The following is a 17,318-nucleotide window of genomic DNA, read 5'->3' as shown; positions in this document are numbered from 1 at the left end:
TCATGGCAATTCGCAAGTACAAGCCGACAACGCCGGGCCGCCGCGGCTCCAGCGTCTCGGACTTCGCCGAGATCACCCGGTCCACCCCGGAGAAGTCGCTGCTTCGTCCGCTGACCAAGACCGGTGGTCGTAACGCGCACGGCCGCATCACGACTCGTCACCGCGGTGGCGGTCACAAGCGTGCCTACCGTCTGATCGACTTCCGTCGCCTGGACAAGGACGGCATCCCCGCCAAGGTCGCGCACATCGAGTACGACCCGAACCGGACCGCCAACATCGCGCTGCTCCACTACGTGGACGGCGAGAAGCGCTACATCATCGCGCCGAAGGGTATCCAGCAGGGCACCCCGATCGAGTCCGGCCCGACGGCCGACATCAAGCCGGGCAACAACCTGCCGCTGCGCAACATCCCGACCGGTACCACCATCCACGCGGTGGAACTGCGTCCGGGCGGCGGCGCCAAGCTGGCCCGTTCCGCGGGCATGAGCATCCAGCTGCTCGGTAAGGAAGGCCCCTACGCCACGCTGCGTATGCCCTCCGGTGAGATCCGTCGCGTCGACGTGCGCTGCCGCGCCACTGTCGGCGAGGTCGGCAACGCCGAGCAGTCGAACATCAACTGGGGCAAGGCCGGCCGCATGCGCTGGAAGGGTCGTCGCCCCACGGTCCGTGGTGTCGTCATGAACCCCGTCGACCACCCGCACGGTGGTGGTGAGGGCAAGACCTCCGGTGGTCGCCACCCGGTCTCGCCGTGGGGTCAGCCGGAAGGCCGCACCCGTAAGCCCAACCGTCCGAGCGACAAGCTCATCGTCCGCCGTCGCAAGACCGGCAAGAAGCGCTGAAGGAGGAGGTAAGAAATGCCACGCAGCCTCAAGAAGGGCCCGTTCGTCGACGACCACCTCCTCGCGAAGGTGGACGTGCAGAACGAGAAGGGCACGAAGCAGGTCATCAAGACCTGGTCGCGTCGTTCGACCATCATCCCGGATTTCATCGGACACACCTTCGCGGTGCACGACGGCCGCAAGCACGTCCCGGTGTTCGTCTCGGAGTCCATGGTTGGACACAAGCTCGGTGAGTTCGCGCCGACCAGGACGTTCAAGAGCCACGTCAAGGAAGACCGGAAGAGCAAGCGGCGATGACGACGACTGAGACTCAGAACCCCACTGCCCGGGCGACCGCCAAGCACGTGCGCGTCACCCCGATGAAGGCTCGCCGCGTCGTGGACCTGGTCCGCGGCAAGCGGGTCGAGGACGCTCTCGCGATCCTGAAGTTCGCGCCGCAGGCCGCGAGCGAGCCGGTCGCCAAGGTCGTCGCCAGCGCCGCGGCCAACGCCGAGAACAACCTCGGTCTGAACCCGGCCACGCTGGTGATCTCGACGGCCTACGTCGACGAGGGCGCCACCATGAAGCGTTTCCAGCCGCGGGCCCAGGGCCGCGCGTTCCGGATCCGCAAGCGCACCAGCCACATCACCATCGAGGTCGAGAGCGTGCCCACCGCCGGTGCTGCTCGCAGCCGCCGGAAGGGAGGGGCAAAGTAAATGGGACAGAAGATCAACCCCCATGGCTTCCGCCTCGGTATCACCACCGACTGGAAGTCGCGTTGGTACGCGGACAAGCAGTACGCGGACTACGTGAAGGAAGACGTCGCCATCCGTCGGCTGCTGGCCAACGGCATGGAGCGGGCGGGCATCTCGAAGGTCGAGATCGAGCGCACCCGTGACCGCGTGCGGGTGGACATCCACACCGCGCGTCCGGGCATCGTGATCGGCCGCCGCGGTGCGGAAGCCGATCGCATCCGCGCCGAGCTGGAGAAGCTCACCGGCAAGCAGGTTCAGCTGAACATCCTCGAGGTCAAGAACCCCGAGTCGGACGCGCAGCTGGTTGCCCAGGGTGTGGCCGAGCAGCTGTCCAACCGTGTGGCGTTCCGTCGCGCGATGCGCAAGGCCATCCAGTCGGCCATGCGTTCGCCGAACGTCAAGGGCATCCGTGTGCAGTGCTCGGGCCGCCTCGGCGGCGCCGAAATGTCGCGCTCGGAGTTCTACCGTGAGGGTCGGGTGCCGCTGCACACGCTGCGCGCCGACATCGACTACGGCCTCTACGAGGCCAAGACCACCTTCGGTCGCATCGGCGTGAAGGTCTGGATCTACAAGGGCGACATCGTCGGTGGCAAGCGTGAGCTGACCGCCGCGAGCGCTCCGGCGGGCGATCGCGATCGTCCGCGCCGGGAGCGGCCGAGCCGCCCGCGTCGTTCCGGTTCCACCGGCACCACCGCGACCAGCACTGAGGTCGGGCGCGCCGCCACCGCGGTGGCGGACGCCCCGGCAGAGAATCAGGAGGGCTGACGCATGCTGATGCCTCGCAAGGTCAAGCACCGCAAGCAGCACCACCCGAGCCGTTCGGGCATGGCCAAGGGCGGCACGTCGGTGGCCTTCGGTGACTTCGGAATTCAGGCGCTCGAGCCTGCCTACGTCACCAACCGGCAGATCGAGTCGGCGCGTATCGCGATGACTCGCCACATCCGCCGTGGCGGCAAGATCTGGATCAACATCTACCCGGATCGCCCGCTGACCAAGAAGCCCGCCGAGACCCGAATGGGTTCCGGTAAGGGTTCGCCGGAGTGGTGGGTCGCGAACGTCAAGCCCGGCCGCGTGATGTTCGAGATGTCTTACCCGAACGAGGAGATCGCTCGCGAGGCGCTGCGCCGCGCGATGCACAAGCTCCCGATGAAGTGCAGGATCGTGACCAGGGAGGAGCAGTTCTGATGGCTACCGGTACACCGGCCGCAGAGCTCCGCGAGCTCACCGAAGAGGAACTCGTCTCCCGCCTGCGTGAGTCGAAGGAAGAGCTGTTCAACCTGCGCTTCCAGATGGCGACGGGTCAGCTGGACAACAACCGTCGTCTGCGCGTCGTCCGTCACGAGATCGCGCGCATCTACACGGTCATGCGTGAGCGTGAGCTCGGTCTGGCCACCGGACCCGCTGGCAAGGGAGATGCGGCATGAGCGAGAAGAAGGACGAGCGCGGCAGCCGCAAGGTTCGTGTCGGCTACGTCGTCTCGGACAAGATGAACAAGACGATCGTCGTCGAGCTGGAAGACCGTACGCGGCACCCGCTCTACGGCAAGATCATTCGCACCACCTCCAAGGTGAAGGCGCACGACGAGAACGAGATCGCCGGCATCGGCGACCGCGTTCAGCTGATGGAGACCCGTCCGCTGTCGGCCACCAAGCGCTGGCGTCTGGTCGAGGTCCTGGAGAAGGCGAAGTAATTCCACGCTCCGCGGCTCGAGTCACGAAGGCCCGCTTCCCCCCTGGGAAGCGGGCCTTCGCCGTATTCGGAGTCGTCCTGGGGTCGTGCGGTGTCAGGGGTGGGGCGGTAGCGTCGGGGGCGAGATTTCGTAGTCGGCCGCGATAGGCCCGGGCCGCTGTGTGCGGTGGGGCGTCGAGGACTGCGCTGGTTCGAAGGGGTGTCATGGGATTCGAGCGGGTGTCGCGGGCGGAGCTGCGAGAGCATTTGGTGCGCAGTGCGATTGCGGGGGAGGTCGCGACGCCGCGGGAGGGGAATCTGCGGCATTACGGGCGGATGGTGGCCAAGGATCCCGGGTTTCAGTTCGGGTTGCGGCTGCGAAATTGGTCGTTCGACGAAACGTTGGCGATGATGGCGCGGCTGTGCGGAGTGAATCCGAACCCGGACCATACCCGGGGCGTCGACACCATCGATCCGGATCTCACGCTCGATGCGCTGGACGCGATGGGTGAGCGCATCGGCGCCGCGGCCGCCGAGCGCGCGACCGTGTTGCTGGCGACCGGTCATCCGGACACGCTGCTCGGCGTGTACCGAGCGATCGAGGATGCGCTGCGCGCCGCCGGTTGCACCGTTCTCACGCCCGCCGCCGGGTGGTCGTACGAGCCGCCGCTCTGGGAACCCTCCCGGTATCGCGAAATCGCTTACGCCTCCGGCGTCGCCGCACTGGTCGGCGCGGACGGGCGGTGGCGGCACACGCACGATCCCGACCCGATGCGCGCGGCGCTCGCGGAACTGGACGGCGAACTTCCGCGGCTGGTCGTCGCCGATCACGGCTGGGCGGGGGCCGCGGGTGAGGCGGGTATCGAGACCGTCGGATTCGCGGACTGCAACGATCCGGCGCTCTTCGCCGGACATGACGAAGGCAAGATCGCGGTCACGGTACCGCTCGACGATGGCCTCGATCCCATTGTCTACCAGCCGCTTACGGCGTATCTCTTGCAGCGCGCCGGCCTCGAGTAACCCGTACTTCGCCGTGGCGAGAATCCAGCGGAGTCGAATGGTGGTCGACACGCCGGGCTGAACCGCCATATGACTCCGCTCGATTGGCGCGAGGGTGCCCGACGGAGCGGAGCAGGCGGGCAGGTCTTGCGCTATACGTATACATCTACTTATAGTGTGTCGGTACCAAGTGCCGAGAACGCGCACGACGTCATCCACAACCGCACAGCATCCGACCACGACGGACCGAACGAGGGTCCGCCGCTGGTTGAAGTATGCCTGCATGCGCATTCACGAATGGAAACGGGGACATCATGACCAACGAGCAGCAATCAGGCGACATACCCGCCGAGCCCGCCCCGATCGTCGCGGACAAGTCCGATGATCTGGAAGAGATAGTGCTGAAGGCCGGGCCGGGTGGCGGGCGCCTCCAGCGTTTCCACGGTCGGCGGCTCGCGGAGGCGCGGCAGATCACCAAGGACGGCGCCGAGGTGGTGCGGGTCTATCGCAGCCGCAAGGGCAAATACGTTGTGCAGCGCCAGTTCACGGATTGGTCCGACTTCGCGATGTTCACCGACTGGAGCCGGGACTGGAAGAAGTGGCGCACCATGTTCGGCCTCGGCGAGCAGAGCTGCGGCGATTTCACTGTCTCCGTGGTGGATTCCGTGGCGGAAGTGCGAGAACTGGTGCCGGACAAGGTCTACCGCACCATCACCGACATCGACCAGCACGGCCGTCTCCAAGACCTCGACATCTGAGCCGATCCCGGCCTACGAAAGGAACACTCGCATGTTCGGCCGTCTCGGGCGCCTCGTCGTCCATCACCCGTGGAAGGTGATCGGCTTGTGGCTGATCGCCGCCATCGCGGTGGTGGCCTCCGCCCCCGAATTCACCTCGACCACCGACCAATCCAGCTTCCTGCCTTCGCACTACGAGTCCATCGAGGCGATGGAATTGCAGGAGAAGGCGTTTCCGCAGAACTCGGCGCCCGCGGCACTGATCGTCTTCGCCCGCGAGGACGGCGCGCCGCTCACCGAGGAGAACTCGGCGGCGGTGGCGGCCGCGGCGACGAAGCTCAGCGGTGCGAACATCAAGGGCGTCACCGGCATTCAGGCGACGCCACCCTCGGAGAATCGGCTGATCCAGGTCATCGCCGTGCAGATGACCAAGGTCACCAACGCCTCCGACAAGACCCAGGGCGACGCGGTGAAGAGCCTGCGCGACAGCTTGAAAGAGCAGGTGCGCGACACCGCTCTGAAGGCGGGCATCACCGGTGCCGCGGCGCAGACCCTCGACCAGACCGAGTCCGGTGAAAAGGGCATGGCCATCATCGGCGTGGCGACCATCGTGCTGATCCTGGTGTTGCTGCTGATCATCTTCCGCAGTCCGGTGATCGCGCTGCTTCCGGTGATCGTGATCGGCGGCGTCTCCAGTATGGTCGGCAGCCTGATCGCCATGGTGAGCAAGGCATTCGACCTGGAGATGGACACCTCGGTCAACTCCATGCTCGTTGTCGTCCTTTTCGGTGTCGGCACCGACTACATCCTGTTCCTGATGTTCCGGTACCGGGAGCGGCTGCGCGCCGGCGAGGATCCCAAGACCGCGATGGTCAGCGCGGTCGCCAGGGTCGGCGAGGCCATCACCTCGGCGGCGGGCGCGGTGATCATCGCCTTCATGGCGCTGACCCTCTCCACCCTCGGCCTGTTCCGTTCGCTCGGGCCCGCGCTGGCGATCGCGGTCGCGGTGGCGCTGGTGGCGGGACTGACCCTGGTGCCCGCGATCGTGTCGCTGCTCGGGACGAAGGTGTTCTGGCCGTCGAAGGCGTGGCAGGTCGAGCCGAAGGGTGCGCGGTTCACCGCGATCGGCGCGGCGTTGGGGCGGCGGCCCGGCGTGTTCGCCGTCGTCTCCGGCGGTGTGCTGGTGGCGCTGAGCGTCTTCGCCATCGGGTTCAACCCGACCTTCGACCTCGGCTCGGGCTCGACCTCGGACGCGTCCGAATCCGTCGTCTACAACAAGGAATTGCTGAAGGGCATGCCTGCGGGCGCGACCCAGCCGTCGGACGTGCTGCTGCACGCGCCGGACGGGCAGCTCAACCAGGATGAGCTGCTGGGATACCGCACGGCGCTGGCCCAGGTGCCCGGCGTCGGCGCGGTCGGCGAACCGCTGCTCTCGGCCGACGGCACCATCGCGAACTTCCAGGTGACCCTGGCCGACGCGCCGGAATCGGATGCCGCACTGGACACTGTCCGCGGACCGCTGCGCACGACGGCGCACGACGCGGCGCCCGCGGGCACCACGGCGGCGGTCGGCGGAATCACCGCGGTGTTCGTGGACTTCCAGGACGCGATGAACCGCGACTACGCGATCGTGTTCCCGGTGGCGGCGATTCTGATCATGATCGTGCTCGCGCTGCTGCTGCGCAGCCTGGTCGCACCGTGGTACCTGATGGCCTCGGTCTTCCTCGGTTTCGCCGCGACGCTCGGCGCCACGGTGCTGGTCTTCCAGAACATCCAGGGCGATTCCGGGTTGATCTTCACGCTGCCGGTGATCATGTACCTGTTCGTCGTCGCGCTCGGCACCGACTACAACATCCTGATGATCGCCCGGCTCCGCGAGGAGACCCGCGAGGGTCGCGACCCGCGCGAGGCGGCGGCGCTGAGCCTGCGGCACACGGGCCCGACGGTCGCCGCGGCGGGCGTCATCCTGGCGGGCACCTTCGCCGCGATGATGTTGGCGGGCAACAGCATGCTCTCCCAGATGGGCTTCGCGATCTCGGTGGGCATCGCCATCGCCGCCTTCGTCATGGCGATGTTCTTCACGCCCGCGATCACCGCCCTGCTCGGCCACCGTGCCTGGTGGCCGGGACACGGTGACCGCGACGGGAAGTCGGGCGGCTCGGCAAGCGCGGATCACGGATCCGGCTCGTATTACACGACATCCGCCGATGCCACGCGGGTGGAAGCGGTCGTCGATCGGTAGTGCCGACTGAGCCGAAGGGCTGTTCGTCGAAAGTATTCGGCGGACAGCCCTTTCGGCTCGGCGGGCGATACCTGCGGTTCGCCGGTCGATCCGCTGTGCGACAGGCGTCAGCTGTTGGTCGCGTAGGGGCGGCGGACCTTGTGGGCGGAGTCGATGACGCGGGCCACCGCGGAGCTGGAAACGCCCACTTCCTTGGCGATGCCGGTGCCGGACCAGGATTGGTCGGCGAGCGTGAGGATGTCGGCGATCTGCTCGATCGGCAGCTTGGACAGGCCTTGCTCGGCGATGCTCCTGGCGACCATGCGGACCTCGTCCTCGGCGCTGTCCGGTTCCTGGTCGAAGTCGTCCTCGGCGTCTTCGGCGATGGCGCGCTGGGTGGCGAGAATGATTTCGGTGCTGCGCGGGCGGTGGGGTTCCGGCTCGGGCTCCAAGGTGAGTTGTTCGGCGGGGGTTTCGGTGCGCTCGCGGCTCGTTGTGTCGGTGCGGTCATTCGCCTTGGCGTCGGAACCGCGGCGCTGCTTTGTGGTTCGGGTCTTCTCCGGTTCGGTGGTCGATTCCGAGGATGCTGTGGAGAGGACCGGGTTGTCCTCCGTGACCGCTCGGTCCTCATCGGGTGTCGAGCGGCCGTTGCGGGCGGCCTGGAATTCGGCGAGATCGACGGCGTCCGTGGTGCTCAGGGCATCCGTTGCTTCGGCGGCGTCCGCTTGGGGATACGCGATGGTGCTCAGGGCGTGGGATCCGGCCCACATCGATGGGGTGTGGCCGCTGCCGTTGGTCCGGCCGTTGCCGTTCGCGGCGCCGTTGATCGGTCGCAGTCGCGGTTGGGAGAGCGGGACCGCGTGGGCGGCAGGGTGATTGGTGCGTCCGTTGTTCGAACCGTTGCGGCGCGGGGAAGGTGGTGTGGCGTCGTCGTCTTCGTCGGTGAGTCCGCCGGTCAGCAGGGAGAGGGGAACGGCGTACGAGATGCTGCGCATCGGAGCGTGGATGTCGGATTGCTCGCTCGCGGTGGGGATCTCGTCCTCGCCGGATTCCAACTCGGCATCGGCCGCCGCAGGTTGGGCGGAGTTGTTCGTGGAAGGCTCGCCAGCGCGGTCGCTCGCGGGTGTCGGGCCGGTTTCGTCGCTTGCGGATGGTGAATCGGTTCGGCGGTTTGCGTTGGGCCGTGCGGTATCGCCGTCCGCCGAAGTCGCTACTGTGCCGTTGGTCTCGGCAGTGCGATCGGTTCGGCGGCTCGGCAGATCCGTGGTGCTGTCCACCGAGGACCGTACGTTCGCGTCAGTCGCGGCCGGCTGGCCGGTTCGGTGGCTGAGGAGTTCGGTATCGCTGTTCGCCGAAGACGGTACGTTCGCGTCACTATCGGACAGTCGGTCGGCTCGGCCACGTACCGATGCCGGTTCGCTGCCCGCGGACGGCGCGGTGGCGTTGCTCGCGGACGTCAGCCGGATCTCGCCGCCGACGCCGAGCGGATCGGTTCCAACTCTCGCCGTAGCCGTTTCGCTGCCGACAGGATTCCCTACAGAATCGCTCGCATCGAACAGAGGACCCGCACCGAATCCGCCCGAGCCCAGCGCATATCCATCCCGCTCCGGAACAGCCCTCTGGTACTCGTCACCCTGATAAGACCCGCGCAACTTCGGCACCGCGGTGTCGTCGACGATCGGCACGCTATCGATGAGCTGCGCGTATCGAGCCGCGACCCACGCGTGCAACCAGATCACCACGCCGACCATCGCGGGCGCGATCGCGTACTCCGCGGCCCGGCCGAGATCGCCGGAAGCCAAGTGCGGCCCGGTGTTCAGTGCGATGGTGGTGCCGAGCAGTGCCGCCTCGAAGACGATCACCTTGCCGCGCGGCAGTTCCCGTCCCCAGCGGGCGGCGGTCGTCGCGACCACCATGATGGTGATGATCGGAATGGAGATCATCGCCTCGATGCCGTAGCTGAGCCAGTACAGCGGATCCGACATGTCGCCGCTCGGCACGAGGTTGTGCTGCACGTTGACGCCCGCCCACACCATGCCGAGGACGACGACGCCGATCAACGCCCGCGAGGACCACTCGGCGCGGCGGTAGAGCTGGGCGAGGCGCGCGTCCTGGTTGGCGACGCGGCGGCGGGCCGCCAAAGCGCGGCGGTGCCAGCGCGCGTCGTCCTCGTCGGCGCGACGGATGGCGGCCGCGGTGCGCCGGTCGAGCTTCTCGGCGGCGAGCTCGTCCTCCACGGCGCGGCGTCGCTGGGCGCGCCGCTGGGCCCGGATCCATTCGGCCAGTTCGCGTTCCGCCGCGATCTCGGAATCGGAAAGCACCTCGACCAATGCGGTGTCGTGTTGCAGCGGCAATTTCCCGCGCGCCGTCGCGACCCGCTGTGCCAGTGCCGCTATCTCGGAATTGCCGGTCGACGGTTCGTCGGGCATCGCGAGCCTTCCCTGGAGCCGATATCGGGCCGATCACTCGGCGTCGACAAGTGTGCTCGAACATATGTGTGAACGCGATGAGACTAAACCGACGACCGCCCCGGGTCAACGCGAACGGCAGCGGCGTCGCGGGATGCCGCGGGCCGCCCGAGGTGGCGCGCGGGCCATTCCCGCCGAATTCAAGCGTCTTTATGGCAGACGGCCTCCAGCAGAACGCCGTCGTACCCGAGCCAGAAGGTCGCGAAGTAGGGCGGCGGATACTCGGGGAATTCACGTGGGGCATGGACTATTTCGTCGCCGCGGGATGCGGCCCAGGAATGCGTCGCCCGGACGGCGGCGCGAGTGCGCACCATGAACGCCAGGTGCTGCAGTCCAGGCGTGGCGCGCGAATATCCGGACGTCTCCGCCCGATAGAAGAACAGGTAGGCGCCGACCTTCCCATTGGCGGGCCGGTAGGCGAACTGGGTGTCGTCAAGCAGGAAAGGCTCGTAATCGACGAGCGGCATCATTTCGTCGTAGTACGTCCGCGCCGCGGTGAGATCCGTGACGTTGATGCCGAGATGTCCGAGGGGCACGACTCGAACCTACGGCCGCGGCTCGCGACTGGAAAGGATGCTTGACACGCCAAGCGGCGCGGCCTCAGGCCAGGGTTGTGTGCCAGACGAGGGCGGCGGCGAGGGCGCCTGCGCCGTTGACGGACCAATGTAGGGCGATGGGGGCGAGGAGGCTGCCGCTGCGGCGGCGCAGCCAGGTGAAGACGACGCCCGCGGCCGCGGTGGCGGCGACGGCGAGCAGGATGCCGGCGATCTGGCCGACGAGTCCGCCGCCGAGGAATCCGGTGAGTCCGCGGTTGCTCGTGGTGAGGCCGAAGGACGAGGCGATGTGCCAGAGGCCGAAGAGCAGGGAGCCCGCCGCGAACACTCCGCGCGCGCCGTAGACGCGATCGAGGGTGCCGTGCAGCACGCCGCGGAAGGCCAGCTCCTCGGGGATGACGGTCTGCAGCGGGATGACGATCATCGACGCGATGAGCGCGCCGGAGATGGTGGCGTACCGGTCGGCGAGGAAGAACGGGCGCGTCACCGGCAGCAGCGCGCCGATGGCCACGGCCGTGAGGACGATGCCGACGGCGGCAAGCGCGTACAACGACCCGCGCCGCCAATGCCTGGGGGAGAGCCCGAGTTCGGCCCAGCCGAGCCCGCGCCTGCGGACCAGAACGAGCAGCACGATCGCGGCGATCGGGACGGTGACGATGTTGGCCCACGCGGTGGTGAAGTGCGCGATCAGGTTGGTGCCCGCCAGGACGACGATGACGACCGCTACATCGATATAGGCGTGCAGTTTGCCGCGGGCCGGTGCCGCTTCCTCGAGGTCCGTTCGAAACACCCGGCCCAGTCTAGGGTCGGGTCATGCGGCTCGCTGCCGGATGAGCGGCTGATCACAGCCGCCGAATGCCCGGCGAAGATCGACTCGGCGGCGCTATCCTGCATCTGAATGACACATGTTTCAGTTTTTTCCGGAAACCGGCCCGTAGGGAACTGGACGGTCGATACAGTCCGCTCATTCGCACCCGTGTGCGTTTCGAAGAGGAGTTATCCGAATGAGTAGATCCCGCAATCGGGCCGGTCGTCGGCTGGGCGTCGGCCTCACGACGCTGGCCGCGGCGAGCTGCGCGGCGGTGCTGACCGCGCCCTACGCGTCCGCGACGATCGACAACCTCACCGTCTCGTCCAACAACCTCCAGGCGGGATGCACCTACCAGGTCACCGCGAAGGTGAACCACTGGTTCGAGGTCTGGTTCTACGACAACGCGCTTGTCATCGCGGGCAGCCCGGTCAAGCCGGTGAACGGCGAGGCGACCATTCAGTGGAAGCCGAAGAAGTCGGGCACCCACACGCTCGCCGCGCTGCAGGGCCTCGCCTACGAGATCAAGGTGAACGTGGCCGAACCCACCCTCACCGGCAGCGCCACCTGTGGCGCCGGACCCCTCGCCTGGATGGGGTCCTGAGAGCCGCGCTCGCGGTGTCGTAGCCACCACCGCGAGCGCTCGGGCCGGTCGACACCCCCTGTTCCGTCGACCGGCCCCCTTCTCTTCTCAGCCCGCCCACGCGGCGTGGTCGGTCCACGCTTGCAGGCTCCGGGTCGTCTCGAACCGTCGCGGCTCTCCGCTGACCGGATCGGTGAACTCGAGCGACGCGGCGAGCAGCTGCAGCGGCCGGGTGAAATCGTGCACCGGCTTGTCGGTGAGGACCGGATAGAAATCGTCGCCGAGAATCGGCACGCCGAGGCCGTTCATGTGCAGGCGCAGCTGGTGGGTCCGCCCGGTCAGCGGTCGCAAGCGGTAGCGACCGAGTCCGTCGCGGTGTTCGAGCAGGTCGACGCGGGTCTCCGCGTTGGGCTCGCCCTCGACCTCCTGGGCCGCGAGCACCTGCTTCTCCTTGACGATGCGGCTGCGCACCGTGCGCGGCAGCTCGAGGTCGGGCCGGTAGGGGGCGATCGCCTCGTATTCCTTGCGCACCGCGCGCCGGTGGAACATGGTCTGGTACGCACCGCGTCGAGCCGGGTTGACGACGAACAGCAGCAGTCCCGCGGTCACCCGATCGAGCCGGTGCGCGGGCACCAGATCGGGCAGGCCCAACTCCTCGCGCAGCCGGACCAGCGCCGTCTGCCGGATGTGCTGTCCGCGCGGAATGGTGGCGAGGAAGTGCGGCTTGTCCACCACGAGCAGGTCCTCGTCGCGGTGCACGACGGTGATGTCGAACGGGACGTCGGTCTCGTCCGGCAGGTCGCGGTGGAACCACACCGCGCCGCCGGGGACATAAGGCGCGTCCGGCGCGATGGGCCCTTCGAGGTCGACGATGCCGCCCGCGTGCAGCAGTTCATCGATGCGTTCCGGCGCGACACGGGGAAGTCGCTCGACCAGGTGGTCGCGAATCGTCGCCCACTCGCCCGTCTCCGGCAGTCGCAGCCGGGCCGGATCCAAGCCGTACCGCTTGGGCAGCGGCGGCTGCTGCCTTCGTCTCATCGGCGACAACTCTAATCGCCGCTGCTCAACGGGCCTCGCTCGCCCTGGTCGGGACCATGCGGTCCGCGGCACACCCCGTCAACCTGGCTACCGCCATTTCTCTCCGGTCGATAGTCGAATGGATTCGACGGTAGTCATATGGCGGCGAGTTGATCTTGTGATGCCACCATTCGACTCCCGTCGATTCCGTGCCCTGGGGCGGCCCGACGGGCGAGTGCGCCGCGCCCTCGCCCGGCGGTGCGCTGCCCGCGCCGAGCAGCGCACCGGTTGTCGTCGTTCAGAATCCGCGCAACCGGTTCGGCGTAATCCGAACGGGCACCGAGTATTCCGCGTAGAACTCGGCCGCCGTCATGTTGATCTCCACCAACCCCTGCGTGTACTTCTCGGTGTACGCCGCGATCTCCTCGTCGGACGGCCACTCCTCGACGATCCGCGCCGTCCCGGTCAACACCACGACGTCGCCGCCGGACTCGGTGCTGTTGAGGTTCAGCGAGACGCGCGGGTTGTGGGCGATGTTGCGCAGCTTCGCCTTGTCCGGCTGGCTGAACAGCAGGAACTCGCCGTCGCGCCACTGGAACCACACGGGGTTGGGCTGCGGCGTTCCGGACGGGCCGACGGTCGTGAGCCAGATGACGGACTCGCGGCCGAGGCGTTCGGCGACCTTGGCGCCGAACTCGGTGCCGGTGTCGACGACGGGCGCGGCGGGATGATCGGAAGTCTGAGCGGTCATGCCCTGCACAACGCCGCCGAACGCGTCACGATTCCGGTTGGCGGGATCTGGCCGGGTGACGAACATTTCCACAACTCCAACTCGGGAGACGGGTAGACAACGGGCAAAAGTAGTTCCCACGTTGGTGTTTCGGAGCCGAGACGAAGCGGCGTTCACGCAAGCTTCCACGTCGCGTCGAACAGCGGAAACGCGCGGTCCCGCGCCGTCATCGGTGGTCGACCGCCGTTCGCTTGGCGTTCGGCCGCCCGAGGGTCGGGAAAGTTAGCCTTACCTATCTTCCTGTGTGATGATGGGGCGGTTTCCGGCGAGATGCGCCAGGGATGTCGAAAGGCGAGGACATATGACGGTGGAGGTCGCGCCGCCCACGGCGGCGGAGACGGGGAACCGGCCGCCACGGGCGGTGGCGAAACAGCGCAAGCAACAGCAGGCCAAGGCGCGCAAGGAGATTCTCGCGCCCGTGCAAGGGGCGCTGACACTCGCCAGCGTCGTGATGGCGATCGCCTCGGTCTGCACCGTGGTGCCGTTCGTGCTGATCGTCGAGGCATGTCGCGAACTGCTCGACGATCCGGTGGACACCGATCGCGTGTGGCGGCTGTTCGGCCTGGCGATGCTGGTGCTGCTGGTGCGCGCGCTGTTGCAGGCGGCGGCCTTGACCTATACGCACTTGGTGGACGGCGGCTACCAGCTCACCGTGCGCCGCGCGCTCGCGGCCAAGCTCACCAGGGTGCCGCTCGGCTGGTTCGGCGAGCACGGCTCCGGCGAGGTGAAGACGTACCTCCAAGACGACGTCGAGGCGCTGCACTACCTGGTCGCACACGCCCGGCTGGAGTTCGTCGGCGCCCTGCTGGTGCCGCTGGTCTCGCTCGGCTACCTGTTCACCGTGGACTGGCGGCTGACACTGGTCCTGCTGCTGCCGCTCATCGCCTACGCCTTGGCATTCCGCAAGATGATGGATCGCGAGAACATGGACCGCCTCGCGGTCTACACCCGCTGGGAACGCCGGGTCCAGCAGGCGACCATCGAGTTCGTCGACGGCATCCAGGTGGTGCGGGCATTCGGCCAGGCGGGCAAGGCGCACCGCGAGTTCCAGGACGCGGTGGACGGCCAAGCCGACAGTTTCGGCCGCTGGAAGACGCCGATGATCCGGCTCCAAGCGGTCGCCGACATCGTGATCTCGCCGGTCTGCGTCATGTTGGTGATCGTGGTCGCCGGTTTGGCCGGCGTCGGCCGGGGCTGGCTCGCCCCGCTCGACGTGCTGCCGTTCCTGCTCGTCGGTCTCGGCCTCGGCAGCGCGTTGCTCGGTCTGGGCTACGGTGGACAGGCGTTGCGCGCCGCGGGTGCGGCGGCCGAGCGCCTGTACGACCTGCGGCAAAGCCCCGAACTCGCCTCTGGCGCAGGGGAATCCGATGCGACGAGCGAGCAGGCCGAACCGGGTCTGGTCCGCTTCGAGTCCGTCGGGTTCGGTTACCGCGAGGGTCACGATGTGCTGCGCGACATCGACCTGGAGCTGCGGCCCGGCACCATCACAGCGCTGGTCGGACCGAGCGGCTCGGGCAAGTCGACGCTGGCCAAGCTGCTGCCCCGCTTCTACGACGTCGGTTCGGGGCGCATCACCATCGGTGGTCGCGATATTCGCGACTACCCGAGCGACGAGCTCTACCGCACAGTCGGTTTCGTCTTCCAGGACGTCCGGCTGATCCGCGGCAGCATCCGCGAGAACCTGCGGCTGGCCGCCCCGGACGCGGACGACGCCGCGCTGGAGCGGGCCGCCCGCGCCGCGCAGATCCACGACCGCATCCTCGCGCTGCCACGCGGTTACGACTCCGAGATCGGCGTCGACGCGACGCTGTCCGGTGGTGAGGCGCAACGTCTTTCGGTGGCACGCGCGTTGCTCGCCGACACGCCCGTTCTGGTACTCGACGAGGCGACGGCCTTCGCCGACCCGGAGTCCGAGGCGGCGGTGCAGGACGCGCTGGCCGCACTGGTGGCCGGACGCACCGTGCTGGTCATCGCGCACCGGCTGCACACCATCACCGGTGTGGACCGGATTCTGGTGCTGGAGAACGGAACCCTGGTCGAGCAGGGCGACCACCGCAGCCTGCACACGGCGGGCGGCGCCTACCAGCGGCTCTGGGAGATCAACGAGGCGGCCCTCGGCGCGGTCTCGCTCGTGGAAAGTGAGGCAGCCCGATGATTCGCAAACTGCTCGGCCTGGTGCCCGCCGAATTCGCCCCGCTGACACCGCGATTGCTCGCCGCCATCGTCGGCCAGGCGATCAGCCAAGCGGTCGCGTATCTGCTGTTGGTTCCGGTGCTCGAGGCGTTGTTCGACGATGATCTCGGGCGCGCCTGGTTCTGGGCGCTGCTGATGTTCGCCGCAGTCGTCGCCGTCGCGGTGTTCGGCTACCTCCAGGTCGCGCTGGGATTGCGCATCGCGATCGGCATGCAGCGCGGTCTGCAAACCCGGCTCGGCGACCATCTGAACGCGTTGCCGCTCGGCTGGTTCGAAACCCGTAGCGCCGGGCCTCTCTCGCGGATCGCGGTGGAGAACGTGCGCGAGATCCAGGGCGCGGTCGCCTATCTGCTCGCCAAGGTCGTCACCGGTATCGTGGTCCCGCTCGGCGTGGCGGTCGGCATGCTCTTCATCGACTGGCGGATCGCGCTTGCCATGCTGCTCGCGGCCCCGGTGCTCTTCCTCGTCAACGGTCTGGCCCACCGCGCGTACCAGCGGGCCGATCAGGGGCTGCACGCCGCCGCTGCCGAAGCCGATTCGCGCGTAGTCGAATTCGCGCAGGCCCAGCCGGTGCTTCGCGCGTTCGGCGCGGTCGGCGCGGGAAACAAGGCGCTGGACGGCGCACTGCGGCAGCAGCGTTCGGCGAACACCAGGATGGTCTTCACGTCGGTGCCGAGCCTGATCGTCTTCGCGCTGTTCGTGCAGGCGGTGTTCCTGGTCCTGGTGTACGTGGTGATCGCGAGGGTGACCGACGGCGCCGTCTCGACGGCCGTGGCGATCGCGCTGATCGCCGTGAGCTCGCGGTTCATCGAACCGCTCAATCAGGCCGCGCAACTGGGCAACGGTCTGCGATCGGCGGCCGCCGCCGTCGACCGCGTCACCGGGCTGCTCGCGGAAAAGACACTGCCCGAGGCGAATTCGCCGGTGACGCCGGGCGTGCCGACCGTGATCTTCGACAATGTGAGCTTCGGCTATCGGCCCGGTGAGCCGGTGCTCTCCGACATCACCTTCAGCGTTCCGGCCGGGACGACGACCGCGATCGTCGGCCCGAGCGGCGCGGGCAAGACGACGCTGCTGCGCCTGGCCGCGCGGTTCTACGACGTGGACGCCGGGCGGGTGGCCGTCGGCGAACACGATGTGCGGGAACAGCCTTCGGAGACGCTGCTGAACCAGCTGTCGCTGGTCTCCCAGAACGTCTACCTGTTCGACCGGTCGGTGTCGGACAACATCCGGATCGGCCGCCCCGACGCCACCGACGCCGAGGTGCTGCGCGCCGCCGAGGCCGCGCGGGTGGACGAGATCGCCCAGCGCCTGCCCGACGGGTACGACACCGTGGTCGGCGAGGGCGGCGCCGCGCTGTCCGGCGGTGAGCGGCAACGCGTCTCGATCGCCCGCGCCCTGCTGAAGGACGCCCCGATCGTGCTGCTCGACGAGGCGACCAGTGCGCTGGACCCGCACAGCGAGGCGGTGGTTGTGCGCGGCATGCACCAGCTCACCAGGGGCAAGACGGTGATCGTTGTGGCGCACCGCTTGGCCACCATCGCCCACGCGGACCAGATCCTGTTCGTCGACGGTGGTCGCATCGTCGAACGCGGCACGCACGCCGAACTGCTCGCGCAGGGCGGTCGCTACGCGGACTTCTGGAACGAGCGCAGTCGCGCGTCGGGGTGGCGGTTGGAACCGGCCGCGGTCTGACCCGGCGACAAC

Annotated in this window: 18 protein-coding genes; 13 read left to right on the top strand and 5 right to left on the bottom strand. The window is 68.0% G+C overall.

The window, feature by feature from the left end; translation table 11 throughout:
- Positions 1 to 2 precede the first annotated feature (2 nt).
- The 10 genes from rplB (at position 3) to FB390_RS01895 (ending at position 7,219) form a co-directional block, all read left to right on the top strand.
- Entirely contained in the window at positions 3 to 839 is an 837-nt protein-coding gene (rplB, locus tag FB390_RS01940; RefSeq protein WP_067785345.1) for a 50S ribosomal protein L2, read from the top strand.
- Between the two features lie 15 nt (positions 840 to 854).
- Positions 855 to 1,136 (top strand): 30S ribosomal protein S19, encoded by a 282-nt coding sequence (gene rpsS, locus FB390_RS01935; RefSeq protein WP_067785343.1) that lies wholly within the window; start codon positions 855 to 857, stop codon positions 1,134 to 1,136.
- A complete protein-coding gene (rplV, locus tag FB390_RS01930) occupies positions 1,133 to 1,534 on the top strand; it encodes a 50S ribosomal protein L22 (RefSeq protein ID WP_141807402.1) in 402 nt (133 codons plus the stop codon). Before rpsS ends, rplV begins: the two co-directional genes overlap by 4 nt.
- Positions 1,535 to 2,338, top strand: coding sequence for a 30S ribosomal protein S3 (gene rpsC, locus FB390_RS01925; protein WP_141807401.1), 804 nt, complete (start codon positions 1,535 to 1,537; stop codon positions 2,336 to 2,338).
- A gap of 3 nt (positions 2,339 to 2,341) precedes the next feature.
- Positions 2,342 to 2,758 carry a 50S ribosomal protein L16 gene (gene rplP / locus FB390_RS01920; protein WP_067785334.1) on the top strand — a complete coding sequence of 139 codons (417 nt, stop codon included), beginning with the start codon at positions 2,342 to 2,344 and terminating at the stop codon, positions 2,756 to 2,758.
- A complete protein-coding gene (rpmC, locus tag FB390_RS01915; protein ID WP_011207272.1) occupies positions 2,758 to 2,997 on the top strand; it encodes a 50S ribosomal protein L29 in 240 nt (79 codons plus the stop codon). Before rplP ends, rpmC begins: the two co-directional genes overlap by 1 nt.
- Positions 2,994 to 3,263, top strand: coding sequence for a 30S ribosomal protein S17 (gene rpsQ / locus FB390_RS01910; RefSeq protein ID WP_141807400.1), 270 nt, complete (start codon positions 2,994 to 2,996; stop codon positions 3,261 to 3,263). The genes rpmC and rpsQ overlap by 4 nt, the downstream gene beginning before the upstream one ends.
- A 203-nt stretch (positions 3,264 to 3,466) precedes the next feature.
- Complete coding sequence (locus FB390_RS01905) at positions 3,467 to 4,261, top strand: phosphatase (RefSeq protein ID WP_141807399.1); 795 nt, start codon at positions 3,467 to 3,469, stop codon at positions 4,259 to 4,261.
- Positions 4,262 to 4,554: 293 nt separating this feature from the next.
- On the top strand, positions 4,555 to 4,998 hold the full coding sequence (locus FB390_RS01900) for an EXLDI protein (protein WP_185756917.1): 444 nt from the start codon (positions 4,555 to 4,557) through the stop codon (positions 4,996 to 4,998).
- Positions 4,999 to 5,029: 31 nt separating this feature from the next.
- The gene (locus FB390_RS01895; RefSeq protein ID WP_141807397.1) at positions 5,030 to 7,219 is read left to right on the top strand and encodes an MMPL family transporter; all 2,190 of its coding nucleotides are present in this window, start codon (positions 5,030 to 5,032) and stop codon (positions 7,217 to 7,219) included.
- 107 nt (positions 7,220 to 7,326) lie between these two features.
- Here FB390_RS01895 and FB390_RS01890 read toward each other — a convergent pair whose 3' ends face one another.
- The 3 genes from FB390_RS01890 to FB390_RS01880 form a co-directional block, all read right to left on the bottom strand.
- The gene (locus FB390_RS01890; RefSeq protein ID WP_141807396.1) at positions 7,327 to 9,627 is read right to left on the bottom strand and encodes a hypothetical protein; all 2,301 of its coding nucleotides are present in this window, start codon (positions 9,625 to 9,627) and stop codon (positions 7,327 to 7,329) included.
- Between the two features lie 179 nt (positions 9,628 to 9,806).
- Positions 9,807 to 10,202: a VOC family protein gene (locus FB390_RS01885; protein ID WP_141807395.1), complete on the bottom strand. Its 396-nt coding sequence runs from the start codon at positions 10,200 to 10,202 to the stop codon at positions 9,807 to 9,809.
- A 64-nt stretch (positions 10,203 to 10,266) separates the two neighbouring features.
- A complete protein-coding gene (locus FB390_RS01880) occupies positions 10,267 to 11,010 on the bottom strand; it encodes a type II CAAX endopeptidase family protein (protein WP_141807394.1) in 744 nt (247 codons plus the stop codon).
- Between the two features lie 214 nt (positions 11,011 to 11,224).
- Between FB390_RS01880 and FB390_RS01875 the strand changes: the two genes are divergently transcribed.
- The gene (locus FB390_RS01875; RefSeq protein ID WP_141807393.1) at positions 11,225 to 11,632 is read left to right on the top strand and encodes a hypothetical protein; all 408 of its coding nucleotides are present in this window, start codon (positions 11,225 to 11,227) and stop codon (positions 11,630 to 11,632) included.
- Between the two features lie 87 nt (positions 11,633 to 11,719).
- On the opposite strand, the gene FB390_RS01870 is transcribed toward FB390_RS01875, so the two are convergent.
- Both FB390_RS01870 and FB390_RS01865 read right to left on the bottom strand, forming a co-directional pair.
- Positions 11,720 to 12,649, bottom strand: coding sequence for an RluA family pseudouridine synthase (locus FB390_RS01870; RefSeq protein WP_141807392.1), 930 nt, complete (start codon positions 12,647 to 12,649; stop codon positions 11,720 to 11,722).
- A gap of 277 nt (positions 12,650 to 12,926) precedes the next feature.
- Positions 12,927 to 13,379 (bottom strand): TIGR03667 family PPOX class F420-dependent oxidoreductase, encoded by a 453-nt coding sequence (locus FB390_RS01865; protein WP_141807391.1) that lies wholly within the window; start codon positions 13,377 to 13,379, stop codon positions 12,927 to 12,929.
- A 340-nt stretch (positions 13,380 to 13,719) separates the two neighbouring features.
- Between FB390_RS01865 and FB390_RS01860 the strand changes: the two genes are divergently transcribed.
- Entirely contained in the window at positions 13,720 to 15,573 is a 1,854-nt protein-coding gene (locus tag FB390_RS01860; RefSeq protein WP_141807390.1) for an ABC transporter ATP-binding protein, read from the top strand.
- The gene (locus tag FB390_RS01855; protein ID WP_141807389.1) at positions 15,570 to 17,306 is read left to right on the top strand and encodes an ABC transporter ATP-binding protein; all 1,737 of its coding nucleotides are present in this window, start codon (positions 15,570 to 15,572) and stop codon (positions 17,304 to 17,306) included. The genes FB390_RS01860 and FB390_RS01855 overlap by 4 nt, the downstream gene beginning before the upstream one ends.
- The last annotated feature ends 12 nt before the right edge of the window (positions 17,307 to 17,318 follow it).

Source organism: Nocardia bhagyanarayanae, from assembly GCF_006716565.1.
In the GTDB taxonomy this organism is placed as follows: domain Bacteria; phylum Actinomycetota; class Actinomycetes; order Mycobacteriales; family Mycobacteriaceae; genus Nocardia; species Nocardia bhagyanarayanae.
The sequence above is the reverse complement of the archived record's forward strand: the minus strand, read 5'-3'. Positions and strand labels throughout refer to the sequence as shown.